The organism is Stenotrophomonas sp. CS3K5 (genome assembly GCF_059515225.1).
Window position 1 is genome coordinate 35,543 of the sequence record NZ_JCAKRX010000012.1, and the last position, 25,497, is coordinate 61,039.

Here is a 25,497-nt window from a genome sequence, read left to right on the forward strand (position 1 = left end):
CGGTAGGTGCCAACCTTGGTTGGCACGCTTTGCTCAGGCCGCCAGCGCGGCCTCGATGGCTTGGCGCAGGCGCGCGTCATCGGCGGCCACGTCCGGGGCGAAGCGGGCAATGACCTTGCCATCGCGACCGACCAGGAACTTCTCGAAGTTCCACAGCACCGCCGGTGCGGCGTGGATCGGAATCTCCTTGCTGGCCAGGCGCTCGCGCAGCGGGCCTTCACCGATCGACTGCGGCTGCGCGGCGGTCAGCTGCTGGTAGAGCGGGTGGGTGTCTTCGCCGGCCACGCTGATCTTGGAGAACATCGGGAAGGTGACATCGTAGGTGAGCTGGCAGAACTGCTGGATCTCCGCCTCGCTGCCCGGTTCCTGGCCCAGGAAGTTGTTGGCGGGGAAGCCCAGCACTTCCAGGCCTTGCGCGTGCTTTTCCGCATACAGCGCCTGCAGGCCTTCGTACTGTGGGGTCAGGCCGCACTTGGAGGCGACGTTGACCAGCAGCAGGACCTTGCCCTGGTAATCGGCAAGCGTGGACGGCTGGCCGTCGATGGTGGTGAGGGAAATGTCCTGGATCGGGGTGCTCACGCGGAGGCTCCGGCTACGGCGGGGAATGGCCCACCAGCATAGCGCTGTGCGATGCCCGTAGCGTCGAGCTTGCTCGACGGGATTCACGCGCGATCGCGAGCGTTGATGCGGTTGCCGGCCAGCGGCCGGCACTGCCGTCAACCCACGCACATCTCTGACGCGGTAATGCCGGCCGCTGGCCGGCAATCGCGGCAGTTTCATCAATCCACGCAGATCGTGCCCTGCGCTTTGCCCTCATCAACGCGCTGGCGGCAGCCGAAGTTCTGGCGGGCATCGCGCTGGCAGGTGCCGGTGGTGGCGATGCCGGCGGCCACTTGGCCGGTGGCCAGGCACTGGCCCGTGCAATCGCTCTTGCGGCTGCAGGCCTTGCCGGCGTCGGCATAGGGAATCACGCACTGCAACCGCTGCAGGCGGCCGAGCCGTTGCAGCGTGCCGCCGGCGGCCTGGCAGTCGACATCGCGTGCCTCCTGGTAGGCCTCGGCGGCCTGCGGGCTGTCGGTTGCGTCCGCAGCAGGTGGGGCCGGCGGCGCACTGCTGCAGGCGGCGAGCACGGCGGACAGGAGCAGGCTGATACAGAGGCGAGAATGCATGGCGGCACCCGAACGCGGCGGACAGGCCGCCAGCATACGCATGGACGATGCAGGCGGCGTGTCAGCGTGGCTCAGGTTTCTTCACCGTCGCCACTGTCGTCGGCCGACAGCGCATCGGGCAGCAGCTGCCGGCTCTGCTCGACCGGCAGCGATTCGACATCGCGCAGCTTGCGGGCGATCGCGCGGGTGCGCACGCCGGTCTGGTCGATCTGCTTGCTGGCCTGATCGAGCTTGGCCTTCACATTGTCGAGCACGTCGCCGAACTTGCCGAACTCGGTCTTCACCGCGCCCAGCAGGCTCCACACTTCGCTGGACCGCTTCTCGATGGCCAGGGTGCGGAAACCCATCTGCAGGCTGTTGAGCAGTGCGGTGATGGTGGTCGGCCCGGCGACCACCACGCGGTGGTCGCGCTGCAGCAGGTCCACCAGGCCGGGGCGGCGGATCACCTCGGCATACAGCCCTTCGGTCGGCAGGAACATCACCGCGAAATCGGTAGTGTGCGGCGGCACGATGTACTTCTCGCAGATGGACTTGGCCTGCACCTTCACCGCGCGCTCCAGCTGCGCGCCCTGCACGCGCACCAGTTCTGCGTCGCCCTGCTCCTGCGCGTCCAGAAGGCGCTCATAGTCTTCGCGCGGGAACTTGGAGTCGATCGGCAGCCACACCGGCGTGTCGTCGCTGCTGCGCCCCGGCAGGCGCACGGCGATGTCGACCATTTCCCCGCTGTCCGGGCGTACCTTCACCGCGCGCGCGTACTGCTCCTGGATCAGGGTCTGCTCGAGGATGTTCTCCAGCTGCACTTCACCCCAGCTGCCGCGCGTCTTGACGTTGGTCAGCACGCGCTTGAGGTCGCCCACGCCGGTGGCCAGCTGCTGCATCTCACCGAGGCCGCGCTGGACCTGCTCCAGGCGCTCGGAGACCAGCTTGAAGGACTGGCCCAGGCGGGTTTCCAGCGTGGACTGCAGCTTCTCGTCCACGGTCACGCGCATCTGTTCCAGCTTCTGTGCGTTGTCGCTCTGCAGCGCACGCAGCTGTTCTTCCAGCGTCGTGCGCATCTCGGCGATACGCTGCTCGTTGCGCTGGGTCAGCTCCTGCAGCCGCTGGCCCAGGTTCTCGGTCAGGCGCTGCTGCGACTGCGCGCCCTCCTCGCGGCCCTTGCGTGCATCGTCCACCTGGGTCTGGCGCAGGGCACCGAGCTGGCTGTCGGTGCGCGTGGTCAGTTCCTGCAGCTGCTGGCCGAAGGCATGGATGCGCGCCTCCTGCTGCTGGCCAAAGGTATCCAGCTGGCCACGCAGTTCCTGCAGGCGCTGGCCCATCAATGCAGCGCCGCGCTGCTGGCTTTCGGCGGACTCGGCGCGCGCCTTGCGGGCGTCCTCGCCCAGGGCCTCGCGCAGCAGGTCCAGCCGCTGGTCGGTACGCGTGGACAGATCGGTCAGCGCGCGGGCGAAGGTGTCCAGCTGTTCGCGCAGTTCGCTGCGCCCGGCCCGCGCCTCCTCGCGCACCGCCTGTTCCAGGCGGTCGTGGGGCGGGCGCCGCAGCAGGGCGACCAGCTGCAGGATGAGCACGGCCAATAGAAGGCCGCCGATGAGCAGGGATTCGGTTTGCATGGGGCAAGTGTAGGCTGGTGCCGTCTCAAACGCTGCGCCGGGCCATGCTGGAACTGTACGGAAAACCGACCTCGATCAACGTGCGCAAGATGCTGTGGCTATGCGCCGGGCTGGATCAGCCGGTGCAGCACGAACCGGCACCGCCAGCGGATCTGCTGGCCGCGCTCAACCCGAACCGGCAGGTGCCGGTGCTGCGCGACGGAGACTTCGTGCTGTGGGAGTCCAACAGCATCTGCCGCTACCTGGCCGCCCGCGCCGGCCGCGACGACCTGCTGCCGGTTGCGCTGCAGGCGCGTGCGCAGGTTGAGCAGTGGATGGATTGGCAGGCCAGCGACCTCAACAGTGCCTGGCGCCAGGTGTTCATGGCCCGGGTACGGCAACACCCGGACTACCCGGATGACGCCCGCGCCGAGGCCAGCTGGGCACAGTGGAACCGGCTGATGGGCGTGCTCGACGCGCAGTTGGCCGATGGCCGGGCCCATGTCACCGGCAGTGCATTCACCCTGGCCGACATCGTGCTGGGCCTGTCGACCCAGCGCTGGCGCAGCACGCCCGGCGACAGGCCTGCACTGTCCAACGTGGAGGCCTGGTTCGAGCGCCTGCACCAACAGCCCGGTTTCGCCGAATACGTCGACAACGGCGTGGCCTGAGGCAGGGGTCAGATCCCTTTCCCAAAGGAAAAGGGATCTGACCCCAACGACGCAGGAGAAAGCCGGGCCTTACCAGCCTTCCAGCACGATCTTGCCCTTGGCGCGGTGGCTCTCCAGCAGCGCATGGGCGCGCCGCAGGTTGGCCGCGTCGATGCGGCCGAAGTGCTCGCCGAGGGTGGTCTGCAGCACACCGGCATCGATCAGCTCGGCCACCCGGTTCAACAGCTCGTGCTGGCGCTGCATGTCCGCCGTCCTGTACAGCGGGCGGGTGAACATCGACTCCCAGTGCAGCGACAGCGCCTTGCGCTTGAGCGCCATCACATCCACCTGGCCCGGATCATCGATCAGACCGAACTGGCCCTGCGGCGCCAGCAGCTCGACGATCTGCGCGTAGTGCTGGTCCGAATGGGTCAGGCTGGCCACGTGCTGCACCTCGCTGATGCCCAGCCGTGCCAGGCCCTCGGCCAGTGGCTGGCTGTGGTCGATGACGTGGTGGGCGCCCATCGCGTACACCCAGTCCTGGGTATCTGGACGCGAGGCGGTGCCGATCACGGTCAACTTCGTCAGCTTCCGCGCCAGCTGCACCAGGATCGAACCGACACCACCGGCTGCACCGATCACCAGCAGGGTCTGGCCCTCGCCACCGCCTTCGGGAATGCGCAGGCGGTCGAACAGCAGCTCCCAGGCGGTGATCGCGGTCAGCGGTAATGCTGCGGCGGCGGCATCGTCGAGGCTGGCCGGCTTGTGGCCGACGCTGCGCTCGTCCACCAGCTGGTACTCGGCGTTGCTGCCCGGGCGGTCGATCACACCGGCGTAGTAGACCGCGTCGCCGGGCTGGAACAGGGTCACCTCGCTGCCGACCGCGTCGACGATGCCGACCGCATCCCAGCCCAGCACGCGCGGGCCATCGGTGGCCACGCCCCGGCGCACCTTGGTGTCGACCGGATTGACCGCCACCGCGCGCACCGCCACGCGCAGGTCGCGCGGGCCAGGCTGGGGCAGTTCCAGTTCGATGTCGATCAGGGCCTGGGCATCTTCGATCGGCAGGCCGGCGTGGGTATAGGCAATGGCGCGCATGGTGGCGGTCCAGTGGGGAAGGAGGCGACAGGTTGCGCCGCGCACGGCCCTTCAGAAAGGCGCAGAATCGGGCATCACTTTCACTCCGGCAATGAAGATGATCCGCTTCGATGACCTGCACCTGTTCGTCCGCACCGCTGCGCTGGGCAGCTTCTCGCAGGCCGCGCGCGAAGCCGATCTGCTGCCCGGGCAGGTCGCGGCCGCGGTGGCGCGGCTGGAGCGCGAGCTGGACCTTCGCTTGTTCGTGCGCACCACCCGCAGCCTGCGCCTGACCGGCGAGGGCGCGCTGTACCTGCCGTATGCGCAGGAGGTGCTGGCCACCCTGCGCGAAGGCCAGGCCCGGGTGCAGGGCGAGGACGCCGACCTGCATGGCACCCTGCAGCTGTCGGCACCGTCGGACTTCGGTCGCAACCTGCTGCTGCCGTGGCTGACCGCATTCCGTGCCGCGCACCCGCGGTTGCGCCTGCACCTGCGTCTGTCCGATGAAGTGGCCGATGTGTTCCGCGACCCGGTGGATGTGGCGATCCGCATCGGCCACTTCGATGACGCCAGCTATGTCGCCCTGCCACTGCTGGAGGGCAACCGCCGTGTGCTGGCCGCCTCGCCCGATTACCTGCAGCGGCGCGGCATGCCTGCGCGGCTGGATGACCTGCGCGAGCATGATTGCCTGGTCTACCAGCTCAGCGGCCGCGCCTACGATCGCTGGTCGTTCGAGGTCGACGGGCGCCGCGTGGTGGTGCCGGTGCGTGGCCCGCTGGTCTGCGATGACGCCGATGTGGTGCGACGCTGGGCGGTGGCCGGCGAAGGCATCACCTACAAATCCTGGCTGGACCTGCGCGAGGACGTGCTGGCCGGGCGCCTGCAGCTGCTGCTCGATGGCGTTGGCAGCCACATTCCGCTGCAGCTGGTATGCCCGCACCGCAAGCAGTTCTCGCCGGCGGTGCGGCAGTTGCACGCGCAGCTGCGCCAGCACCTGCAACCGCTGCTGTCTGGCATGCCCGATGGACTCGCCGGCCCCCTGTCGCCCGTTCCGGTGCTGGCCGACAATGGCGGCCCCCCGTAAGAGAGAACACCGCCATGCCGTGGATGGGCATCCAGGACCTGTGGACGTTTCTGGTCGCCGTGCTGGTGTTTCTCGCCCTGCCCGGCCCCGGCACGTTCACCCTGCTGACGGCCACCGGCCGTGGCGGCGTGCGTGGCGGCTACACCGCGCTGGCCGGCCTGCTGGTCGGCGACCAGATCCTGATGTGGCTGGCCCTGGCCGGTGTGGCGGCACTGCTGAAGGCCAATCCGCTGGTGTTCCACGCCGTGCAGTACCTGGGTGCGGCCTACCTGGTCTGGGTCGGCATCAGCCTGCTGCGTACCCCGAAGCACGAGGGCGGTGACGCCGGTCCCATCCGCATGCAGCCCGGCCGCTATTTCCAGCAGGCGATCCTGGTCAGCCTGCTCAACCCGAAAGCGATCCTGTTCTACATGGCGTTCCTGCCGTTGTTCATCGACCCGAAGGCGCACCAGGGCATCGCCACCTTCGGCGCGCTGGCCGGCATCATCCTGGTGGTCAGCATCGCGTACTGCTCGATGCTGATCGGGGTGGGCAACCTGGCCCGCCGCCGGTTGATCCAGCACCCGCGCATCAGCGACGCATTGCGCCGCGTGGCCGGCCTGTTCCTGGTCGGCTTCGGCATCCGCCTGGGGTTGAACGGGTGAAGGCCTGGCGGGCCGCGGTCGGCGCGTTGCTGTTGACGGCCGGTGCTGCCTCGGCCGCCACCGTGCAGGACCATCGCTGCCTGAGCGGCGGTCGCGATGACCGCATCCATCTGGAATGGCGCTGGCTGGATGACGGTGGCGCCGATGTGCGCTACGCCGGCCAGCATGAGCGCCTGACGCTGCGCCGGGTTGCGCTGGAGACCACGGTGCTGGCCGAAGATCGCCCCTACCAGTTCGACAGCGTGTGGGAAGAGCGCATCGACGGGCGCCTCAACGGCCACTACCGGTTGAGCACCCAGGGCGCGCTGGTGCTGGAGTTGAGCTACCAACGCGCCCGCGACGGCCGCACCACCGCCTTCCACGATGCTCCCGAGGCCTGGCAGGAACACGGCTGCCACTGGCCCAGCGCCCGATAGCGCAGCACCGGGCCGACGGCCCTTTATGCCGATTCCGGCAGACTGCTCGCGGTACAGCGCGCGACGGGTCGGGCATGACCCCCGTCAGTGGCAATGCTGCGCTGCGTTCGGTCACACTCGGGGACTTGTCGTTCTCAGTCACCCCTTCCGAGGCCTGCATGTCCCTGCTCCGGCGCAAGTCCCTAGATTCCGTCACCGTCCATGAAGCCGGCAGGCGCCTGGTTCCCACGCTCAGCTGGCCGCACCTGATCGCACTGGGCATCGGTGCCATCGTCGGCACCGGCATCTACACGCTGATCGGCGTCGGTGCCAACCTGGCCGGCCCGGCGGTGCTGATCTCCTTTGCCATCGCCGGCGCGGTCTGCGCCTGCGCGGCGCTGTCCTACGCCGAGCTGTCGACGATGATGCCGGCTGCCGGCAGTGCCTATACCTACAGTTACAGCGCGCTGGGCGAGGTGTTCGCCTGGGTGGTGGGCTGGAGCCTGATCCTGGAGTACTCGCTGGTGGTGAGTACGGTGGCCGTGGGCTGGTCGGGCTACTTCGTCGGATTCCTCGAATGGGTGCACACCCAGTTCGGCTGGAACGTGCACCTGCCGGCCTGGCTTGCGGCCGGCCCGCACGTGGAAGGCGGCATGATCAACCTGCCGGCGATCGTCATCACCTGGCTGGTGGCCGGCATGCTGATGGCCGGCACCAAGGAAAGCGCCACCCTCAACGCCATCCTGGTGGTGTTCAAGCTGATCGCGCTGGCGATCTTCGTGGCCGTGGCACTGCCGGCGTTCGACAGCGCCAACCTGCAGCCGTTCATGCCCTATGGCTTTGCCAAGTCGATCGGCCCTGATGGCGTCGAACACGGCGTGATGGCGGCGGCGGCGATCATCTTCTTCGCCTTCTACGGCTTCGATGCGATTTCGACCGCCGCCGAGGAAACCAAGAACCCGGGCCGCGACCTGTCGATCGGCATCATCGGTTCGATGATCGGCTGCACCATCGTCTACGTGCTGGTGGCATTGGCCGCCGTGGGTGCGATGAGCTACGCCGTGTTCGGCCACAGCGCCGAGCCGCTGGCGCTGATCATGCGCCAGCTGGGCCATCCGACTGCGGCGATGGTGATCGGCGTGATCGCGATCATCGCGCTGCCGACGGTGCTGCTGGCCTTCCTGTACGGCCAGAGCCGCATCTTCTTCGTGATGAGCCGCGACGGCCTGCTGCCGCGTGGCCTGTCCAAGGTCAACGCTCGCACCGGCACGCCGGTGGCGACCACGCTGTTCACCGCAGTGGTGGTGTCGGCGCTGGCCGGCGTGGCGCGCCTGGACGAGATCGCCGCGCTGGCCAACGCCGGTACCCTGGCCGCGTTCACTGCGGTGGGCATCTGCCTGGTGGTGCTGCGCCTGCGCGAGCCGAACCGCGAGCGTACCTTCCGCACGCCGCTGGCCTTCGTGGTCGGCCCGCTGGCCGCGCTGGGCTGCATCTACCTGTTCATCAGCCTGCCGCACAGCACCCAGCTGTACTTCCTGCTGTGGAACGTGCTCGGCCTGGTGCTGTACTTCCTGTACAGCCGCCGCAATGCGTTGATCGCGAAGTAAACGCATCACCGGGTATGCCGGCCAGCGGCCGGCACTACCGCAGGGCGCTCAGCCATCCTGCTTTGGCATCACGGGTAGTGCCGGCCGCTGGCCGGCATTTCCTCAGGGCGCTCAGCCGCCCTGCGTTGCCGCGTAGTCCTGCGCCTGGCGCATCACCCGCAGCAGGTTGCCGCCCCAGATGCCGGCAATCTGCCGCTCGGTGTAGCCCTTGCGCAGCAGCCAGGCGGTGATCTTCGGCAGCTGGCTGACATCAGGCAGATCGCTCAGGCCGCCGCCGCCGTCCCAGTCCAGGCCGATGCCCACGTGTTCGGGGCCGACCACCTTGAGAATGTGCTCGAAGTGGGCGAAGAAGTCGTCCAGGCTGGCGTGGCGCACCGGGTGCTCGTGGTCCAGCGCCTGCTCGGCCTTGAGCAGCGCGACACCCTGCTCGATGCCCATCCCTTCCCAGCCGCCCAGTTGCTTGCTCAGCGCTTCCTCGGCCAGCTTGCGCTCGGGCGTCTTGGCGGCGTCGATCAGATAACCGCCATAGGCATTGACCTGGATCACGCCACCGGCCTTGGCCAGCTTGCGCAGGCGTGCATCATCGAGGTTGCGCGGGTGGTCGTAGACCGCCTTGGCCGAACTGTGCGAGAGCACGAACGGCACCGGCATCATCGCCAGCAGGTCATCGAACACCGCATCCGAGGCATGCGACTGGTCGATGACGATGCCCAGCTTCACCGCCTGCCGCACCAGTTCCTTGCCGGCCGGGCTCAGGCCTTTCCATTCCGCACCCTTGGGGTCGGTGGCCGAATCGGCGAACTCGTTGTTGGCGAAGTGCACTGTGCTGAGCAGGCGCAGGCCGGCGCGGTGGTAGAACGAGAGCAGGCTCGGGTCGGCCACCAGCGGGCTGGCGTTTTCCATGCTGATGTAGACCACGCGCTTGCCCGCCGCCTTGATCCGCGCCGCGTCATCGGCGCTCAACGCCAGCGCGAAACGCTCGGGATTGGCCGCCAGCATTTCTCGGATCTGCATCAACCGCTGCAGGCCGTGGTCACGTTCGGCCAGATGTGCAGCGGCGCTGCGGTCGCCCTGGTCGGTGTAGATCGCCCAGAAACCGCCGTCCAGGGCGCCTTCGACCATGCGCGGGTAATCCACCTGTGACAGCGCGTTGCGGTCGTGGCGCTGTTCGATGTCAAAGCCGCTGCGGCCGAAGTTGGCCGGCGTATCCAGATGGCTGTCGAGGGTGACCAGGCGCTGCTGCAGGGTCTTGGCCCGCGCCAGCTCCTGCGCGCTGAACTCGATGGCATGGGCCGACAGCGGCGCACTCAGCGCCAGGGCAAGCAGCAAGGACAGGCGACGCAGCGACGGCATGGGACTCTCACCGGTGAAGAGAAGAGCCCGACCATAGCGCTGCGCCCGGCCTTTTTGTAGGGCCGGGCATGAGCCCGGCACTAACAGACGGGTGCCAGGCGTCGATCAACCCGGCAGGAAGTGCTGCATCAGCTGCAGCTCATCAATGGCGGCCATGTACGGTGCAAAGCGCGCATCACCACCCGCGAACGCCTGTGCCACCGCCTGCGCGCTGGCCAGGTCCTTCCAGTGGGCGATGTCGACGAAGCGGTCGTCGCCATCCATCGGCGAGAACGGCTGGTAGTCGATCAGGCCGGGAAACTGCGCGATGGCCGCGCGCAGCTGCTCACGCAGCATCGGCATGTCGGCACGGGCGTGCGGTTTGACGGTGAACACGGCCAGTTCGAGGACAGAAGAAGCAGGGTGCATGGAGATGCCCGTTGTGGGAGGAGCGCGCAGTCTGCGCAGCCCCTGCTGCCAGCGGGGTGTCAGTGGCCGCGCAGCGCCCAGGCCCGCTGTTGGTAGCCCAGATAGGCTTCCAGACAGACCTGCGCCGGCAGGTCCAGCCCCTCTGCTTCGGCGAGGGCTTCGATCTGGTCCAGGCGGAAATCGCGGTAGTCCTGGCGCAGCGCGCACCAGCTGCCCAGTGTCCAGTGCTGGCCCCAGTGGAACAGGCCAAGCGGGTGCACGGTCCGCTCGCTCGATGCGCCCTGCAACGTGCGATATCGCAGCTGCACACTGCGGCCGTCGGCGATGGCCGTATGCAGTGGCTGCCAGCACGGCAGCGAAACGGGTATGGCACGCAGCGCGCGGGCAGTGCGTGGGCTGGTCGCACGCGTGGGCATGGCCGCCTGCAGTTTGTGCAGCAGCGAACGCGCCGCAGGTTGCAGGTGGCCCGCGCCACTGCAGGCCAGCATCTCCACGGCCAGCTGCAGTGCCTCGGCTTCTGCCCCATCCAGGTTCAGAGGCGGCAGTTCGAAACCGGGATCAAGGCGATAGCCGATACCGGCCTCGCCATAGAGCGGGATGCCGGCCACGGACAGATCATCGACGTAGCGGTAGATGCTGCGCACCGACAGGCCCAGTTCCGCCGCCAGCACGGCGGCGGTCACCGGCTGGCGCACGCGGATCAGGTTGACCAGTTGGAACAGGCGGTCGGCTTTGCGCATGGGCGGTCTTGGTTGTGTAGAGCCGAGCCCATGCTCGGCTGCCAGGCCGATCAGCCGAGCATGGGCTCGGCTCTACAGAGATCGGCGGTCACGCGGTCAATCAACCACGCGGCAGAACACAGCCTTCAGGTAACGCGATTCCTGCACGTGGGCCATGAACGGATGGTCCGGACCGGCGCCGGCCACCTTCAGGATCTGGATCGTGCGGCCGGAGAAGTACGCCGCCCGACGCAGCATGTCCAGGAACTGGTCCTCGGCCACCAGGCCGGTGCAGGAGAACGTGGCGAACAGGCCACCGGGCTTGACCACGCCCAGCGCGAGCTTGTTCATGTCCAGGTACTTCTTCAGCGCGGTGATCACCTGGTCGCGGTCGCGGGTCATCTTTGCCGGGTCCAGGATCACCACGTCGTACTGCTCGCCGCGGTTGGCGGCATCGCGCAGCCACGGGAAGATGTCGGACTGCACGAACTTCGGGCGCACGTTGTTCAGGCGCGAATTGCCCTTGGCGATCTGGATGACGTCCTCATCGATGTCGATGCCAACCACTTCGGTGGCTCCACGCGCAGCGGCATACACGGCGAAACCGCCGGTGTTGCAGCACAGGTCCAGCACGCTCTTGCCTTCCACCTGCTGGCTCAGCCACTGCCGGTTTTCGCGCTGGTCGGCGAAGAAGCCGGTCTTGTGCGCGCCGGCCGGGTCGGCGCGGAACTTGATGCCGTACTCGGTGATTACCGCCGCTTCGGTGGTGGTGTTGCCGTGGAAGTCGAAGCTTTCCTGCTTCTGCACATGTTCGTCGGCGAAGCTGTGGAAACGGCAGCCCGGGAACTGTTCGCGCAGGGCGTCGTAGATCCACTCGCGGTGGCGGAACATGCCGGCGGCGAAGAATTCGACCACCACCAGGTCGCCGTAACGGTCGACCACCAGGCCGGACAGGCCGTCGCCTTCGCTGTGCACCACACGCCAGGCGTCGGACACCGCGTCGAGCTTGAGCACCTCACGGCGCAGCGACACCGCCTGGGCGATCTTGCGCGAGAACCAGCCGGCATCGACCGGCACATGCTGATCGGTTTCAAGGATGCGCACGGCAATGCGCGAATGCCCGTTGTAGAACCCACGGCCGATGAACTCGCCCTCGATGCCGACCACGTCGACGATGGAACCGGGCTTGGGCCGGACGGTCGGCTTCTCGACCAGTTTCTGGAAGATCCACGGGTGGCTGGAACGCCACGCGTTCTTGAGGCGGACAATCGGAAGGGGGGTATTCATCCACCTATTGTAAACCGGCAGCCGGGGGTCGGATCCCCAACGGGGCTCCGACCCCGCCGCCGCCCCATTTGACGGCGGCCCGGCCAGACGGCAGAATCGGCGCCAGAAGGGGAGTAGCTCCCAGACGTTGTCGCCGTCAATTCGAGCCCGCAGGCTCCGGTGCAACGGCAGTTCCAGCCATTGGAACTGCGAGCGAGACCTTCGCCGTACTGGCGAAGCTCTGTCCCTGGATCCCCTCCCGATCCTCCGTTGCAGATCCTCGCCGTCCGGCCTGGCATTCACTTTTCCAACGGACATTCCCAATGCAGACGATCGGTAACGTGTGGTTGTGGGGCGGCTTCGCAGCGGTGGTGGTCATCGCCCTGCTGGTCGACCTCGTATTGATGCGCCATGGTGGACCGCACAAGGTCACCTTCAAGGAGGCCCTGTGGTGGTCCATCGGCTGGGTCGCGCTGGCCCTGCTGTTCAACGCCGGCCTCTGGTACTACCTCAATGAGACCGCCGGCCAGGTGGTGGCCAACAAGGTCGGCCTGGAGTTCCTGACCGGCTACCTGGTCGAGAAGGCGCTGGCGGTGGACAACATCTTTGTCTTCCTGATGATCATGAGCTACTTCGCGGTGCCGGAGGAGCAGCGCCAGAAGGTGCTGATCATCGGCATCCTGGGTGCGATCGTGCTGCGTACGATCATGATCTTCGCCGGCAGCGTGCTGATCAGCCAGTTCCATTGGCTGCTCTACGTGTTCGGTGCCTTCCTGCTGTTCACCGGCTGGAAGATGTGGTTCGCCGCCGGCCAGGAGCCGGATCTCGAGAGCAACCCGGCCCTGCGCTGGATGCGCAAGCACCTGCGCCTGCTGCCGAACTATGAAGGCAACGCACTGAGCGTGACCCGTGATGGCGTGCGCTGGTTCACCCCGCTGTTCGCGGTGCTGATCCTGATCGCGGTCACCGACGTGATCTTCGCGGTGGACAGCATCCCGGCGATCTTCGCGATCACCACCGACCCGTTCATCGTGCTCACCTCCAATGTGTTCGCGGTGCTGGGCCTGCGCGCGATGTTCTTCCTGCTGGCCGGCATGGCCGACCGCTTCCACCTGCTGCCGTACGGCCTGGCGCTGGTGCTGGGCTTCATCGGCATCAAGATGATGATCATCGACCTGTTCAAGATCCCGACCCCGGTGTCGCTGGGCGTGGTCGCGGTGATCATCGCCGCCACCGTGGTGCTGAGCCTGAAGTACCCGCCGAAGGAAGGCTCGGGCCACGCCTGAACCTGACCGGCGGGAAGACGCGGCCGGCGGGATTGTCCCGTCGGCCGCACCCACTCTCCCGCAGCGGTGGCCTTGGTTTCGCGCCGGCCACCGCCATTGCTTGAGGTATGGACAACAACGCGCCCCTGCCCGCTGGCGATGCGCCGGCCCCCCGCAATGACCGCTCGCGCATCCTGCGGGCGTTCAACGTCAGCCTGGCCGCCGTGCTGGTGCTGGTGGTCGTGTTCGCCCTGCAGGGCACGTTTGACTGGCGCCCCTGGGCGGTGGCGCCGCTGGAAGCCAAGGGCCTGCTCGGCCTGATCGGAGGCCCGCTGCTGCATGCCTCGGTCGAGCACATCGCGGCCAACAGCATCGCGATCCTGATCCTGGGCACCCTGGCCGGCAGCGTCTACCCGAAGGCCACCGTGCGCGCCCTGCCCCTGCTGTGGCTGGGCTCGGGTGTTGGCGCGTGGATGCTGGGCAACCCCGGCAGCGTGCACCTGGGCGCCAGTGGCGTCACTCACGGCCTGATGTTCCTGCTGGCCAGCCTGGGCCTGCTGCGCCGCGACCGCGCGGCCATCGCCACCGGCCTGATCGGCATGCTGTTCTACGGCGGCATGCTGATGACCATCCTGCCGCATGCCGACGGCGTGTCCTGGCAGTCGCACATGGGCGGCGCCTTCGCTGGCATCATCGCCGCGCTGTTGTTCCGCAACGCCGACCCGCTGCCGCCGCGCCAGCGCTACAGCTGGGAAGATGAGGAAGAATCAATCGAGCCACTGGCCGACGACGAGCTGGAGCCGCCGTCACCGCAGCGTGTGCCGGTGCTGTGGCAGCCGCGCGAGGGCCAGGACTACGTGGTGATTCCGTTCCGCCGCCCGGACGATCCGCGCGGTTGAAGCAACGGTAGTGCCGGCCGCTGGCCGGCACTACCAGAATCAATTGCCCGCCGTACCCATCCCATCCACCGCCTGCCGGCCCAGCGCCGGGTCATCGGTGAAGAACGCATCGATGCCCGTGGCCAGATAGGCGCGCATCTCGGCGATCGACCCCTCGGCATTGCGCGCGCTGTCGGCGCCCTTGCGCAGGTTGCTAGCCTGAAAGTGGTTCTCCGGGCGGAACGTGTACGGGATCACCATCAGGCCGGCGGCGTGCGCATCACCTACCAGCGAGGTCGGCGCCCCCAGCGCACCCTGGGCATCAAGCGGAATGATCGAACGCAGCTCCGGGCCGATGCCATCGGCATAGGTGGCGATGTCCTTCAGGCCAGCCGGGGTCATCATCTGCGCGTAGGTCAGCGTGCCGCCAGCCTTGGCGATGTCGGCAGGCTGGGTATCGCCCTTCCACAGCAGCTGCAGCAGGCGGATGTTGCTGCCGCGCCCGATCTTGCCGCGCAGATAGCGCAGGTTGGCGGTCTCGAACGACTGGATCGTGACCGGGCCGACGTTGGTATATGCGTTGCCGCGCAGCGCGGCCAACAGCGCGTCTTCCATCGGCAGTCCGATGGACTGGAAGTAGGTCGGGTGCTTGATCTCCGGCACCAGACCGATGCCGCGGTTGGCGCGGCCGGCCTGCTGTACCAGGAAGGCCAGGATCTCATCCAGGCTGGCGATGCGGAACTGGCCGTCGTAGGCCGTGCTGCGCAGGTCCGGCAGGCGCTCGCGCGCGTACAGGGTCTTCAGCTCGGCCAGGGTGAAGTCTTCGGTGAACCAGCCTTCCACCTTCTGGCCATCAATGATCCGGGTGGTGCGGCGGTTGGCGAACTCCGGATGCGAGGCGACGTCGGTGGTGCCACTGATCTCGTTCTCGTGGCGGGCCACCATCACCCCGTCCCTGGTCATCACCAGGTCCGGTTCGATGTAGTCGGCGCCATCGGCAATCGCCTGCGCGTACGAGGCCAGGGTGTGCTCGGGCAGCAGCGCACTGGCACCGCGGTGCCCATAGACCGACGCCTTGGAGGACGGGGTGGAGGATTCAGCACTCATGGCCACCGATGGTGCCACGGCCAGCGACAACAGCAACGCACAACCCCACGACTTCACTGCGACTTCCCCAAGCGGTATGTGATGGGCGTCAGTATGCGGCGGCAATATGACAGGTGGGGGAAGCCTGCACCTGTAGAGCCGAGCCCATGCTCGGCTGAGCGGCAGAACAGCCGAGCATGGGCTCGGCTCTACAGTTACTTGCCGATGCAGAAGCTGGAGAAGATCCGGCCCAGCAGGTCGTCGGCACTCATCTGTCCGGTGATCTCGCCCAGCGCGTCATGCGCCAGCCGCAGCTCTTCGGCGGCCAGTTCCAGATGCTCATGGGCCAGCTCGCCATCGGCGCGCCGCGCATGTTCCTGCGCGCGTTCGATCGCATCGACGTGGCGGGTGCGCGCGGAAAATTCACCGTCCACCTGCTCGCCGGCCCCGGCCGAGGCGATGCTGCGCAGGCGCGCGTGCAGGTTCTCCAGGCCGGCGCCGGTGGCGGCCGAAACGAATACGCGGTCCGGGTCATCCAGCGTCGGCAACGCGTCCAGCAGATCCGACTTGTTGTGGATGTAGACCTTGTGCGGCACGTCGGCCACGGCCTGCCCCAGCGCCGCTTCACCGGCGACCGGATCGCGTGCATCCAGCACGATCAGCGCCAGGTCGGTGCGCTCGATTTCCACATGGGCGCGGCGCATCCCTTCGCGTTCGATGGCGTCGCCGCCGTCGCGCAGGCCGGCAGTGTCGACCAGGGTCAGCTCCAACCCGTCCAGACGGATGGTCTCGCGCAGGGTGTCGCGGGTGGTGCCGGCGATGTCGGTGACGATGGCACGCTCGCTGCCGGCCAGTGCGTTCAGCAGTGAACTCTTGCCGGCATTGGGCGGGCCGATCAGCACCGCATGCAGGCCATCGCGCAGGCGGCGGCCGCGCTCGGCATCGCGACGCAGCAGGGCCAGGTCGCCACGCGCCTGCTCCAGCCCGCGCCGCACCTGCGCACCACCGAGGGTATCCAGTGGCTCGTCGGCGAAGTCGATGGCCGCTTCCACGTGGATGCGCAGCAGCACCAGCTGTTCGACCACTGCCTCGATACGGCGCGAGAACACGCCATCCAGCGAACGCCGTGCAGCGCGCGCGGCGCGGTTGTCGCCCGCGGCGATCAGATCGGCGATGGCCTCGGCCTGGGCCAGGTCGAGCTTGCCGTTGAGGAAGGCCCGCTCGCTGAACTCACCCGGCCGCGCCTGGCGCGCGCCCAACGCGATGCAGCGCGCGACCAGCTGCTGCAGCAGCACCGGGCTGCCGTGGCCCTGCAGTTCCACCACTTCCTCGCCGGTGAAGCTGTTCGGTGCCGGGAACCACAGCACGATGCCGTCGTCGATCACCTCGCCATCGGCATCGCGCAGGCGCGCATAGTGCGCGTGACGCGGGCGCAGTGCTGGTGCGCCCAGCGCGTTGGCGATGGCGGCAGCGCGCGGGCCGGACAGGCGCAGCAGGCCGACGCCGCCGGCGCCGGGCGCGCTGGCAATGGCGACGATGGTCTCGGTACGGGTCAGATCATTCATGGCTCAGAGCTTCTCCAGCTGTGCGCGCGCCTGCGCGGCACCACTGCCCTGCGGCTGCAGCGCCAGATAGGTGGTGTAGGCCTGCTTCGCCTTGGCCTTGTCGCCAGCATTGAAGTAGGCATCGCCCAGATTGAGGTGGGCGACCGCGCGCGAGGGATCGATCTTCAGCGTGTTCTCCAGCCAGCGCGCGGCTTCGGCGTAGCGCTGCTGGCGGTAGTAGACGAAGCCGAGATTGTTCGCTGCCTGGGCGAAGTCCGGGCGCAGCTTCAGCGCTTCGGTGAACTGCGCCGCCGCTTCGTCGTACTGCTTTTCGCGGTACAGCTGCAGGCCACGGTCATTGGCCTGCTGCGCGCGCTGGCGGTCCGACGCCGGGCCGGCGCTGGGCACCACCAGCTTGGCCTTGCCGCCCTGCAGGTCGGCCACGGTGACCGGTGCCTGGCTGCCCTTGGCTTCGCTGGCAGCCTCGACCCTGGTGTTCAGCGCGATCGCATCGGCGGTCAGCTGGCGCGTATCGGCGTTGAGGAACTCCTGGCTGTCCGGCACCTGGAACACGAACTCGCCGCCCTGCGAACCGGGCAGGCTGCCGAACGCCGGGGTCTGGTGCGACACCGCCGACACCGCCGGTGCCACGTAGGCGGCCAGCTCGGTACCGGTGATCAGGCCATCGCCATTGAGGTCACCCTTGCCGGCCAGCGCCTGCAGCAGCACCCAGGTGAACACCGAATGGCCATTGGGCCCGGCGTCGGCCACCTGCTGGTCGGCACCGCCGGCGGTCAGCATCTGCCGCGCGCTGCGGCGTGCGTTCTCGCGCAGGAACGACGACGACGACGGCCCGCCACGGGTCAGGCCCAGGCCGCTGTAGCAGGCATCCATCACGAACATCACGTGCTTGGCCTGCAGGCTCTCGGCGATGTTCTGGATGTCGGTCATCGCGATCGCATCGCTGGCGAACTCCTTCGGGTCCGAATCCACCGGGATGATGTAGCCGAGGTCGCGGCCGGAGGCGAGCTGGCGGGTGGCGCCGTGGCCGGCGAAGAACACGAACACGCGGTCGTTCTTGCCGGTGCGGTCATCGGCCAGTCGGTCGTGGAAGGCGGCCAGGATGTTGTTGCGGGTGGCCTGCTCGTTCTTCAGCACGATCACCTGCGAAGGCGGGAAACCGAACTGCCCGGTGAGCGTATCGGCCACCGCCTGCGCATCGTGGCTGGCGTATTCCAGCTTCGGCCACTTGGCGTAGCTGTCGATGCCGACCACGATCGCCCATGATTTGTCGTAGCCGGTGGTGACGGTGGCGGCGCTGGCATCACCCTTGCGCGCGCGGGCCACGGTGAAGTCGCGACCGTTCCAGCCGGCAAACTGGTAACCGTCGGCAATCAGCCGGTCGAGGATCTGCGGCAGCGCCTTCACTGCACGGTCGTGGATGTCGTGGAACAGGATGATGCCGCGCTGTTCCTTGTTCACCTGGTCGAGCACGCGCTGCACGATCGATTCCGGCACCGGATCGGCCCAGTCCATCGAGTCGATGTTCCACATGATCGACTTCAGCCCCGCCTCGTTGAGCAGCTGCATGCCTTCGGCGTTGCGCGCGCCGTACGGGAAGCGGAACAGCGGTGCGCGCTTGCTGTCGACATCCTTCAGCAGTGTATCGGTGTCGAGCACCTGCTGGCGCAGCGCATCGCCGGTGGTGCGCGACAACTGCGCATGGGTCAGGCTGTGGTTGCCCACGGCATAGCCGTCTTCCATCAGCTGGCGGCTGATCTTTGCCATCGGGCCAAGGCTGACCTTGCCGTCGGCCTCGATCGTGCCCAGGTTACGGCCCACCTCGAAGAACACCCCCGGCACGTCGTAGCGCTTGAGGATGGCCACCACCTCATCGGTGTAGGCCTTGTGCGGGCCATCGTCGAAGGTCAGCACCACGGTCTTGGCCGGCAGATCGCGGCCGAAGATCTCGCGGTCGCTGTCCTTCATCGACATCGGATACGGCTCGATCACCCCGTAGTCGCGCAGGATCGCCTCGCGGCTGTAGTCCTTGTGCAGGTGGGCGATGTAGTCCTCCCACTTCTCGCGCTTCAGAGCAATGGCGCGGGTGCGCTCGAAGCGGCTGAAGATGCGGGTCAGTTCCTGGTTGTAGTTGCGTTCGATCTCGTCCAGTGCGTCCAGATCCTCGCCGATGCGCTGGTGCAGCTTCACCGCCGGCAGCGACGAATCGGCACCGACACGGTCGTGCAGATCGCGCAGCACTTCGCGGAACGCCAGGCGGTCGGCATCGAACAGCTCGGGCGCCGATTCGATGTAGTCCAGCACCGTGCCAAGCGTCGCGAAGCGCTGCGGGCTGGAGCCGCGCAACAGCGTGTCGAACTGCGCGGCGATGGCGGTGCGCTGTTCCAGGCCATCGTGGAACAGCTGCTGGCCGACGCGGGTGGAGGTGCCACGGTCGGCGGCGCTCTGCTGTGTTTCGTCGGCCAACAGCACGATGATCCGGCGGTAGCCGTCGAGCTGCTTCTGCAGCGCGGCCAGCAACGGCGCGGCGGCCGGATCGGCAGCGGCGGCGGCCTGCGCGCTTGGCTGGGTGACGGTGCTCGCCGGCGCCTTCGCGTCCTTGTCGCCACAACCGGCAACGGCCAGGGTGAGCACCAGTGCGGGCAGAAACAGGCGGAACGACGACGTGCGCGGCATGGCGGAACCGGAGGTGGGGGAGCGGTGTGCGGGGAATTCTAACGCCGCATGCGAAAAGCCCGCCTTGCGGCGGGCTTTTGCGTCGTTTGGGCCGGGTCGGGGTTACTTCTTCTTGACCGGGGCCGGGGCGGTGGTGGCCGGCACCGGCTCGCCGCCGTGGCGCTTGGTCATCCACCACTGCTGCAACAGGCCCAGGCCGCCGTTGACCACCCAGTACAGCACCAGGCCGGAGGGCATGAAGGCCATCATGACGCCGAACACCAGCGGCATGAACTGCATCATCTTCTGCTGCATCGGGTCCATGCCCGGTGCCGGGGTCAGCTTCTGGGTGAACCACATCACCGCCACGTTGATCACCGGCAGGATGAAGTACGGGTCGCGTGCGGTCAGATCCTGGATCCAGCCCAGCCACGGCGCCTGGCGCAGCTCGACCGATTCCACCAGCACCCAGTACAGGGCGAAGAAGATCGGCATCTGGATGAGGATCGGCAGGCAGCCACCCATCGGATTGATCTTTTCCTTCTTGTACAGCTCCATCATCGCGGTCTGGAACTTCTGGCGGTCATCGCCATAGCGTTCCTTCAGCTGCGCGATACGCGGCTGGAAGCGACGCATCTTGGCGCCGCTCTTGTACTGCACGGCCGACAGCGGATACAGCACCAGCTTCAGCAGCACCACCAGGCCGACAATCGCCCAGCCCCAGTTGCCGACCAGCTTGTGCACCTGGTTGAGCACCCAGAACAGGCCCTGGCCGATCACCGCCATCATCGAGAAGCGGCTGTAGTCGACCACACGGTCCAGGCCCGGCACGTCTTCCTTGGCAATCAGGTTCACCAGCTTCGGGCCCACCCACAGGCGTGCTTCGGTGCTGGTGGACTGGCCCGGGGCCACGGTGAAGGCCGGGCCACGCGCTTCGATCAGGTCACGACCGGCCACCTGCGACAGCACGTAGTGCGCGGTCTGGTCCTTCTGCGGGATCCAGGCGGTGAAGAAGTGGTGCTGCAGCATCGCCAGCCAGCCGCCGGTGATGTTCTGGTTCAGCGTGCCGTCTTCCAGGTAGTCCTTGAACGCACGACGCTGGTACTTCTTGTCGTTGTCGTACCAGGTGGCGCCGTTGAAGCTGAAGGAATCCGGGTTGGTCATGCTCCGCGACAGGATGGTCGGGGTGCGGTCCAGGGTGCGGTAGACGTAGCCGTTCCACGGCGCGGCGCCGGCGTTGCTTACTTCGTCCTTGAAGCGCACGGCGTACTCGTTGCGCGAGACGGTCAGGGTGCGCTTGATGGTCACGCCGTTGTCGGCGGTCCACACGAACGGGATCTGCAGTTCGTTCTGGCCCTTGGCCAGTACGAAGTCGCGGGTGTCACCGACCAGCTTGAAGCCGTCAGCACCCGGCACCGGGGTGTTCTTGTCCTCGCTGGCCCAGCCGCTGATCGCGCTGTAGGGGTGCGCGGGGTCTTCGGTCAGCAGTCGCACCGGCGGGCTGCCGTCGTCCTTGGTCTGCGGGAACTGCAGCAGCTCGGCGTCGAGCACGCGGCCGCCGTCCAGCACCAGGCGCAGCACGTCGGTGGTGACGGTCACGCGCTGGGCGGCCGGGGTGGCGCTGGCCTGGGCCTGCGCGGCGGCCTGGCCCGGAGCACCCGGCACCTGGGCGTTGGGGATCGCGCCCGGGGCGGCGCCCGGAACACTCTGTGCGGCGGCCGGAGCCGACGTGGTCGTCGGTGCCGGGGTCGGAGCAGCCTTTTCACGGCTCCACTCCATCCACAGCAGCACGGCTACCATCAGCCAGGCAAAAATGAGGAATACGCGGGTCTGGTTCATCAGCGGACAGGCTCGGCGGGGCCGGGACGCGATGCCGGCTCGGTCAAAGAAGGAGGTGCGATGCCATCAGGCGGCGGCATTGTGCCGTCCACGCCCGGCGTGGGCAATGCACGCAGGCGCCGCAGCAGGCGCAGGAAGGCCTGGCGGATCTCGTCGTTGCTGGCAGAACGCGCAGCACTACGGGCCACGACGACGAAGTCGCCTGGCTGGATATCGGTACGTGTCTGACGCAGGATGTCGCGCAGGACGCGCTTGATCCGGTTACGCCCGACGGCGTTCGGATCGACCTTGCGGGAAACCGCCAGACCCAGCCTGGCCGGCCGGTCAGCCGGCAGCCAGTGCAGGGTCATCAGCGGATCGGACACACGGCGGGCGCCGTTGAAGACCGTTGAGTATTCGGCACGCGTGCGAACCCGCGCAGAGCGAGGGAATCGCTTGCGCGGGTCTGCAGTATTCACTGTCGAAGGGATTGCGTCTGCCGCAAGGTGCGGCATGGCAATCAGGCGCTCAGGACTTTGCGGCCCTTGGCGCGGCGACGCGACAGGATCTTGCGGCCGTCAGCGGTCTTCATACGGGCACGGAAGCCGTGGTCGCGCTTACGCTTGAGGTTGCTGGGCTGGTAGGTGCGCTTCGTGGCCATTGGGGGCCTCTCGTATGAATGGGACGGAAAGAACCGGAAATTCTAGAGAGGTACCCTACCCCGCGTCAACCCCTGGCAGCTACGCGAATTCACCGGCCTGTGCAATAGCTGTGGATGTTTTTGTGAATAAGTAGGGGACAAGCATTCCGAAGGCGGGCGCTCGGTGGTAGTCTGAGCCATCCATTTCCCCCCTTTCCGGCCTGTGTTTGGGCGCCTTGTCGCGTCCATGCCCCGGCCACCGGACGATTATTGCTGATGGATGCCTGGTCCCGTAGTCTCGAGCGCCTCGAAGCGGAGTTCCCGCCGGAAGACGTTCACACCTGGTTGAAGCCGCTGCAGGCCGATCTGCGCGTGGACAGCCTGGTGCTGTATGCACCGAATGCCTTCATCGTCGATCAGGTCCGCGAGCTGTACCTGGCGCGGATCCGCGAGCTGCTGGCCCATTTCGCCGGTTTCAGCGACGTTTTTCTTGAAATCGGCTCGCGTCCGCGGCCCGTGGAGGCGCAGAACGCGCCGGTTTCCACGCCGTCGGCGCAGGTGTCCAGCGAACCGCAGGTACCTTTTGCCGGCAACCTGGACAACCACTACACCTTCGCCAACTTCGTCGAAGGCCGCAGCAACCAGCTGGGCCTGGCTGCGGCGTTCCAGGCGGCACAGAAGCCGGGCGACCGCGCGCACAACCCGTTGCTGCTGTACGGGGGCACCGGCCTGGGCAAGACCCACCTGATGTTCGCCGCCGGCAATGCGATGCGCCAGGCCAATCCGGGTGCGAAGGTGCTGTACCTGCGTTCGGAACAGTTCTTCAGCGCGATGATCCGGGCCCTGCAGGAAAAGACCATGGATCAGTTCAAGCGCCAGTTCCAGCAGGTGGACGCGCTGCTGATCGATGACATCCAGTTCTTCGCCGGCAAGGATCGCACCCAGGAAGAGTTCTTCCACACCTTCAACGCGTTGTTCGATGGCAAGCAGCAGATCATCCTGACCTGCGACCGCTATCCGCGCGAAGTCGAGGGCCTGGAAGCGCGCCTGAAGTCGCGGCTTGCCTGGGGCCTGTCGGTCGCGATCGAACCGCCGGACTTTGAAACCCGCGCCGCCATCGTGCTGGCCAAGGCACGCGAACGCGGCGCCGAGATTCCCGATGATGTTGCGTTCCTGATCGCCAAGAAGATGCGCTCCAACGTGCGCGACCTCGAGGGCGCGCTCAATACCCTGACCGCCCGCGCCAATTTCACCGGCCGCGCGATCACCACCGAATTCGCCCAGGAAACCCTGCGCGACCTGCTGCGCGCCCAGCAGCAGGCGATCAGCATTCCCAACATCCAGAAAACCGTGGCCGACTACTACGGGCTGCAGATCAAGGATCTGCTGTCCAAGCGCCGGACCCGTTCGCTGGCCCGCCCGCGCCAGGTCGCCATGGCCCTGACCAAGGAACTGACCGAGCACAGCCTGCCCGAGATCGGCGACGCCTTTGCCGGTCGCGATCACACCACGGTGCTGCACGCCTGCCGTCAGATCCGGACCCTGATGGAAACCGACGGCAAGCTCCGCGAGGACTGGGACAAGCTGATCCGGAAGCTGAGCGAATGATGCACGGATGCCGATGAGGCGTCATCGCACAAAACGGTGCAGAATCCGGTAGCAAGCGAGGGACACGTTGTGGATAAAAATGGCGTTTGAAATCGCGCTGATTTTATCCACAGCTTTCCCCACCCCCTGGGGGTCGGTAATACAGAGGGTTTCGATGTCTGAAATTCTTTTATTTACAAAGACTTAGCGTTGTTTTCCAGCGATTCTGTCTCTACCAGCACCACCAAGCTTTTGATTTATTCCACATTTTTTAAAGCATAGGGGCACGGAACCACATGCGTTTCACACTGCAGCGCGAAGCCTTTCTCAAGCCGTTGGCACAGGTCGTCAACGTGGTCGAACGCCGCCAGACCCTTCCGGTTCTGGCCAATTTCCTGGTCCAGGTGCAGAACGGCCAGCTGTCGCTGACCGGTACCGACCTGGAAGTGGAGATGGTGTCGCGGATCGCGGTTGAAGACGCCCAGGACGGCGAAACCACCATTCCCGCCCGCAAGCTGTTCGAGATCATCCGCGCCCTGCCCGACGGCAGCCGGATCACGGTCTCGCAGACCGGTGACAAGATCACCGTGCAGGCCGGTCGCAGCCGCTTCACCCTGGCCACCCTGCCCTCCAACGACTTCCCGTCGGTGGACGAAGTGGAAGCCACCGAGCGCGTGGCCATTGGCGAAGCGACCCTGAAGGAACTGATCGAACGCACCGCGTTCGCGATGGCCCAGCAGGACGTGCGCTATTACCTCAACGGCCTGCTGTTTGATCTGCGCGGCGATGCCCTGCGGACCGTCGCTACCGACGGCCACCGCCTGGCCCTGTGTGAAACCGATCTGGCCAAGCCCAGCGGTTCCAAGCGCCAGATCATCGTGCCGCGCAAGGGCGTGACCGAACTGCAGCGCCTGCTGGAAAGCGGCGATCGCGAGATCGAGCTGGAAGTCGGTCGCAGCCACGTCCGAGTCAAGCGCGACGATGTCACCTTCACCTCGAAGCTGATCGACGGTCGCTTCCCGGATTACGAAGCGGTGATCCCGATTGGTGCCGACCGCGAAGTGAAGGTGGACCGCGAAGCCCTGCGCGCCTCGCTGCAGCGCGCCGCGATCCTGTCCAACGAGAAGTATCGCGGCATCCGCGTTGAAGTCTCGCCGGGCAACCTGAAGATCAGCGCGCACAACCCGGAGCAGGAAGAAGCCCAGGAAGAAATCGAAGCCGACACCACGGTCAGCGATCTGGCCATCGGCTTCAACGTGAACTACCTGCTGGATGCGCTGTCCGCGCTGCGCGATGAAGAAGTCATCATCCAGCTGCGCGACTCCAACTCCTCGGCGCTGGTGCGTGAATCCAGCAGCGAGAAGTCGCGTCACGTGGTGATGCCGCTGCGTCTCTGACAGCATCGCTGTTCCACGTGGAACCGAAGGACGCCCGGGAAGATCCCGGGCGTTTTTTTTGGTTCCACGTGGAGCATCGATCAGCGGCCTTGGGCTGATCTGATTGTTTGCGGCCGTGTCATCGCGGGTATCGCCTGGGTATAGGCCGATGGTGTGAGTGCGGACTTCCTCGCATCCCCTCGGGATTGCGGTTGCGACTTAGGGAATACGCGGTCGGGCTCTGTGTAGGTCTGCCAGATCCGGCTATCCCGACAGGGAGATCCTCACCTGCAAACGCGTCTGTCCACAGACCTGGTTCTGGCCGAATAGGGCCGTGCCTAGCTTCTAAATCTGGGTATAAATCTAAAGCATGGTGGTGATGGTAGGGCCAGATTTCGTGGAAAAACGTGTTATCTCTATGATTTGAAAGGAATTTATACAGCTGAAACCCCCTGTATAGAGGCCCCTCAGGCTGGGGGGGAACCTGTGGATAGTTTCACCGGCCACGCAAAAGGGCTTTTTTATCCACAGATTGCCCATACCTTGTGTATAAGTCATACAGCGCCGCTGTGGACAGCGTGGAACGAACGGCCCGAATTCTTTGAAATCTGTGGAACCCTGCAGGAGCTCGGATCGCAGAACTGAAGGAAATCATGGGGTGCTTGGTCG

Annotated in this window: 23 protein-coding genes; 9 read left to right on the forward strand and 14 right to left on the reverse strand. The window is 66.6% G+C overall.

The features are described 5' to 3' along the window. Positions 1-33: 33 nt before the first annotated feature. The 3 genes from AC5YGJ_RS16510 to AC5YGJ_RS16520 all read right to left on the reverse strand — a co-directional run bounded on the left by AC5YGJ_RS16510 (position 34) and on the right by AC5YGJ_RS16520 (position 2,776). Positions 34-579, reverse strand: coding sequence for a glutathione peroxidase (locus AC5YGJ_RS16510; protein WP_249842396.1), 546 nt, complete (start codon positions 577-579; stop codon positions 34-36). A gap of 200 nt (positions 580-779) precedes the next feature. Beyond that, positions 780-1,169 (reverse strand): hypothetical protein, encoded by a 390-nt coding sequence (locus AC5YGJ_RS16515; protein ID WP_496187162.1) that lies wholly within the window; start codon positions 1,167-1,169, stop codon positions 780-782. Between the two features lie 71 nt (positions 1,170-1,240). Beyond that, entirely contained in the window at positions 1,241-2,776 is a 1,536-nt protein-coding gene (locus AC5YGJ_RS16520; RefSeq protein ID WP_309337943.1) for a DNA recombination protein RmuC, read from the reverse strand. A 44-nt stretch (positions 2,777-2,820) separates the two neighbouring features. Between AC5YGJ_RS16520 and AC5YGJ_RS16525 the strand changes: the two genes are divergently transcribed. Continuing rightward, positions 2,821-3,426, forward strand: a complete 606-nt coding sequence (locus tag AC5YGJ_RS16525; protein ID WP_496187163.1) for a glutathione S-transferase family protein — start codon at positions 2,821-2,823, stop codon at positions 3,424-3,426. 69 nt (positions 3,427-3,495) lie between these two features. Here the strand turns inward: AC5YGJ_RS16525 and AC5YGJ_RS16530 are convergent, their stop codons facing one another. After that, on the reverse strand, positions 3,496-4,503 hold the full coding sequence (locus tag AC5YGJ_RS16530; protein WP_309337937.1) for a zinc-binding alcohol dehydrogenase family protein: 1,008 nt from the start codon (positions 4,501-4,503) through the stop codon (positions 3,496-3,498). Between the two features lie 91 nt (positions 4,504-4,594). On the opposite strand from AC5YGJ_RS16530, the gene AC5YGJ_RS16535 reads away from it, so the two are divergent. From AC5YGJ_RS16535 to AC5YGJ_RS16550, 4 genes are all read left to right on the forward strand, one after another. Then, entirely contained in the window at positions 4,595-5,566 is a 972-nt protein-coding gene (locus tag AC5YGJ_RS16535) for a LysR family transcriptional regulator (protein WP_409460703.1), read from the forward strand. Positions 5,567-5,580: 14 nt separating this feature from the next. Continuing rightward, complete coding sequence (gene leuE, locus AC5YGJ_RS16540; RefSeq protein ID WP_107231299.1) at positions 5,581-6,210, forward strand: leucine efflux protein LeuE; 630 nt, start codon at positions 5,581-5,583, stop codon at positions 6,208-6,210. Continuing rightward, positions 6,207-6,626 carry a hypothetical protein gene (locus AC5YGJ_RS16545; RefSeq protein WP_249842389.1) on the forward strand — a complete coding sequence of 140 codons (420 nt, stop codon included), beginning with the start codon at positions 6,207-6,209 and terminating at the stop codon, positions 6,624-6,626. Before leuE ends, AC5YGJ_RS16545 begins: the two co-directional genes overlap by 4 nt. Before the next feature lie 158 nt (positions 6,627-6,784). Next, entirely contained in the window at positions 6,785-8,212 is a 1,428-nt protein-coding gene (locus tag AC5YGJ_RS16550; RefSeq protein ID WP_496187164.1) for an amino acid permease, read from the forward strand. Between the two features lie 111 nt (positions 8,213-8,323). Here AC5YGJ_RS16550 and AC5YGJ_RS16555 read toward each other — a convergent pair whose 3' ends face one another. The 4 genes from AC5YGJ_RS16555 to AC5YGJ_RS16570 form a co-directional block, all read right to left on the reverse strand. After that, complete coding sequence (locus tag AC5YGJ_RS16555) at positions 8,324-9,565, reverse strand: dipeptidase (RefSeq protein WP_496187165.1); 1,242 nt, start codon at positions 9,563-9,565, stop codon at positions 8,324-8,326. A 105-nt stretch (positions 9,566-9,670) separates the two neighbouring features. After that, positions 9,671-9,940, reverse strand: coding sequence for an antibiotic biosynthesis monooxygenase (locus tag AC5YGJ_RS16560; RefSeq protein WP_496187166.1), 270 nt, complete (start codon positions 9,938-9,940; stop codon positions 9,671-9,673). Positions 9,941-10,032: 92 nt separating this feature from the next. Continuing rightward, positions 10,033-10,713: a helix-turn-helix transcriptional regulator gene (locus AC5YGJ_RS16565; RefSeq protein WP_496187167.1), complete on the reverse strand. Its 681-nt coding sequence runs from the start codon at positions 10,711-10,713 to the stop codon at positions 10,033-10,035. 96 nt (positions 10,714-10,809) lie between these two features. After that, entirely contained in the window at positions 10,810-11,979 is a 1,170-nt protein-coding gene (locus AC5YGJ_RS16570) for a class I SAM-dependent rRNA methyltransferase (RefSeq protein WP_249842386.1), read from the reverse strand. A 302-nt stretch (positions 11,980-12,281) separates the two neighbouring features. Here AC5YGJ_RS16570 and AC5YGJ_RS16575 point away from each other — a divergent pair, with 302 nt between their 5' ends. Then, positions 12,282-13,244: a TerC family protein gene (locus tag AC5YGJ_RS16575; protein ID WP_057495943.1), complete on the forward strand. Its 963-nt coding sequence runs from the start codon at positions 12,282-12,284 to the stop codon at positions 13,242-13,244. 107 nt (positions 13,245-13,351) lie between these two features. Further along, positions 13,352-14,122 carry a rhomboid family intramembrane serine protease gene (locus tag AC5YGJ_RS16580; RefSeq protein ID WP_309337920.1) on the forward strand — a complete coding sequence of 257 codons (771 nt, stop codon included), beginning with the start codon at positions 13,352-13,354 and terminating at the stop codon, positions 14,120-14,122. 39 nt (positions 14,123-14,161) lie between these two features. On the opposite strand, the gene AC5YGJ_RS16585 is transcribed toward AC5YGJ_RS16580, so the two are convergent. The 6 genes from AC5YGJ_RS16585 to rpmH form a co-directional block, all read right to left on the reverse strand. Further along, positions 14,162-15,265 (reverse strand): glycerophosphodiester phosphodiesterase, encoded by a 1,104-nt coding sequence (locus AC5YGJ_RS16585; RefSeq protein ID WP_496187168.1) that lies wholly within the window; start codon positions 15,263-15,265, stop codon positions 14,162-14,164. Positions 15,266-15,402: 137 nt separating this feature from the next. Then, positions 15,403-16,752: a tRNA uridine-5-carboxymethylaminomethyl(34) synthesis GTPase MnmE gene (mnmE, locus tag AC5YGJ_RS16590; RefSeq protein ID WP_409460704.1), complete on the reverse strand. Its 1,350-nt coding sequence runs from the start codon at positions 16,750-16,752 to the stop codon at positions 15,403-15,405. 3 nt (positions 16,753-16,755) lie between these two features. Beyond that, a complete protein-coding gene (locus AC5YGJ_RS16595; protein ID WP_496187169.1) occupies positions 16,756-19,428 on the reverse strand; it encodes a polysaccharide deacetylase family protein in 2,673 nt (890 codons plus the stop codon). 102 nt (positions 19,429-19,530) lie between these two features. Then, on the reverse strand, positions 19,531-21,246 hold the full coding sequence (gene yidC / locus AC5YGJ_RS16600; protein ID WP_475289706.1) for a membrane protein insertase YidC: 1,716 nt from the start codon (positions 21,244-21,246) through the stop codon (positions 19,531-19,533). Beyond that, positions 21,246-21,740, reverse strand: coding sequence for a ribonuclease P protein component (gene rnpA, locus AC5YGJ_RS16605; protein ID WP_496187170.1), 495 nt, complete (start codon positions 21,738-21,740; stop codon positions 21,246-21,248). The genes yidC and rnpA overlap by 1 nt, the downstream gene beginning before the upstream one ends. Before the next feature lie 5 nt (positions 21,741-21,745). Further along, a complete protein-coding gene (rpmH, locus tag AC5YGJ_RS16610; RefSeq protein WP_005411729.1) occupies positions 21,746-21,886 on the reverse strand; it encodes a 50S ribosomal protein L34 in 141 nt (46 codons plus the stop codon). Positions 21,887-22,141: 255 nt separating this feature from the next. Here rpmH and dnaA point away from each other — a divergent pair, with 255 nt between their 5' ends. Next, positions 22,142-23,473 (forward strand): chromosomal replication initiator protein DnaA, encoded by a 1,332-nt coding sequence (gene dnaA / locus AC5YGJ_RS16615; RefSeq protein WP_057495961.1) that lies wholly within the window; start codon positions 22,142-22,144, stop codon positions 23,471-23,473. A gap of 275 nt (positions 23,474-23,748) precedes the next feature. Next, the gene (gene dnaN, locus AC5YGJ_RS16620; RefSeq protein WP_005411731.1) at positions 23,749-24,849 is read left to right on the forward strand and encodes a DNA polymerase III subunit beta; all 1,101 of its coding nucleotides are present in this window, start codon (positions 23,749-23,751) and stop codon (positions 24,847-24,849) included. The last annotated feature ends 648 nt before the right edge of the window (positions 24,850-25,497 follow it).

Excerpts from the sequence above, each read along its gene's own strand:
- AC5YGJ_RS16575 (WP_057495943.1), top strand. The coding sequence starts at position 12,282 with ATGCAGACGATCGGTAACGTGTGGTTGTGGGGCGGCTTCGCAGCGGTG.
- AC5YGJ_RS16580 (WP_309337920.1), top strand. The coding sequence starts at position 13,352 with ATGGACAACAACGCGCCCCTGCCCGCTGGCGATGCGCCGGCCCCCCGC.
- leuE (WP_107231299.1), top strand. The coding sequence starts at position 5,581 with ATGCCGTGGATGGGCATCCAGGACCTGTGGACGTTTCTGGTCGCCGTG.
- dnaA (WP_057495961.1), top strand. The coding sequence starts at position 22,142 with ATGGATGCCTGGTCCCGTAGTCTCGAGCGCCTCGAAGCGGAGTTCCCG.
- dnaN (WP_005411731.1), top strand. The coding sequence starts at position 23,749 with ATGCGTTTCACACTGCAGCGCGAAGCCTTTCTCAAGCCGTTGGCACAG.
- AC5YGJ_RS16515 (WP_496187162.1), bottom strand. The coding sequence starts at position 1,169 with ATGCATTCTCGCCTCTGTATCAGCCTGCTCCTGTCCGCCGTGCTCGCC.
- AC5YGJ_RS16535 (WP_409460703.1), top strand. The coding sequence starts at position 4,595 with ATGAAGATGATCCGCTTCGATGACCTGCACCTGTTCGTCCGCACCGCT.
- AC5YGJ_RS16530 (WP_309337937.1), bottom strand. The coding sequence starts at position 4,503 with ATGCGCGCCATTGCCTATACCCACGCCGGCCTGCCGATCGAAGATGCC.
- AC5YGJ_RS16565 (WP_496187167.1), bottom strand. The coding sequence starts at position 10,713 with ATGCGCAAAGCCGACCGCCTGTTCCAACTGGTCAACCTGATCCGCGTG.
- AC5YGJ_RS16525 (WP_496187163.1), top strand. The coding sequence starts at position 2,821 with ATGCTGGAACTGTACGGAAAACCGACCTCGATCAACGTGCGCAAGATG.
- mnmE (WP_409460704.1), bottom strand. The coding sequence starts at position 16,752 with ATGAATGATCTGACCCGTACCGAGACCATCGTCGCCATTGCCAGCGCG.
- AC5YGJ_RS16570 (WP_249842386.1), bottom strand. The coding sequence starts at position 11,979 with ATGAATACCCCCCTTCCGATTGTCCGCCTCAAGAACGCGTGGCGTTCC.
- yidC (WP_475289706.1), bottom strand. The coding sequence starts at position 21,246 with ATGAACCAGACCCGCGTATTCCTCATTTTTGCCTGGCTGATGGTAGCC.
- AC5YGJ_RS16550 (WP_496187164.1), top strand. The coding sequence starts at position 6,785 with ATGTCCCTGCTCCGGCGCAAGTCCCTAGATTCCGTCACCGTCCATGAA.
- AC5YGJ_RS16555 (WP_496187165.1), bottom strand. The coding sequence starts at position 9,565 with ATGCCGTCGCTGCGTCGCCTGTCCTTGCTGCTTGCCCTGGCGCTGAGT.
- AC5YGJ_RS16520 (WP_309337943.1), bottom strand. The coding sequence starts at position 2,776 with ATGCAAACCGAATCCCTGCTCATCGGCGGCCTTCTATTGGCCGTGCTC.
- AC5YGJ_RS16595 (WP_496187169.1), bottom strand. The coding sequence starts at position 19,428 with ATGCCGCGCACGTCGTCGTTCCGCCTGTTTCTGCCCGCACTGGTGCTC.
- rnpA (WP_496187170.1), bottom strand. The coding sequence starts at position 21,740 with ATGCCGCACCTTGCGGCAGACGCAATCCCTTCGACAGTGAATACTGCA.
- rpmH (WP_005411729.1), bottom strand. The coding sequence starts at position 21,886 with ATGGCCACGAAGCGCACCTACCAGCCCAGCAACCTCAAGCGTAAGCGC.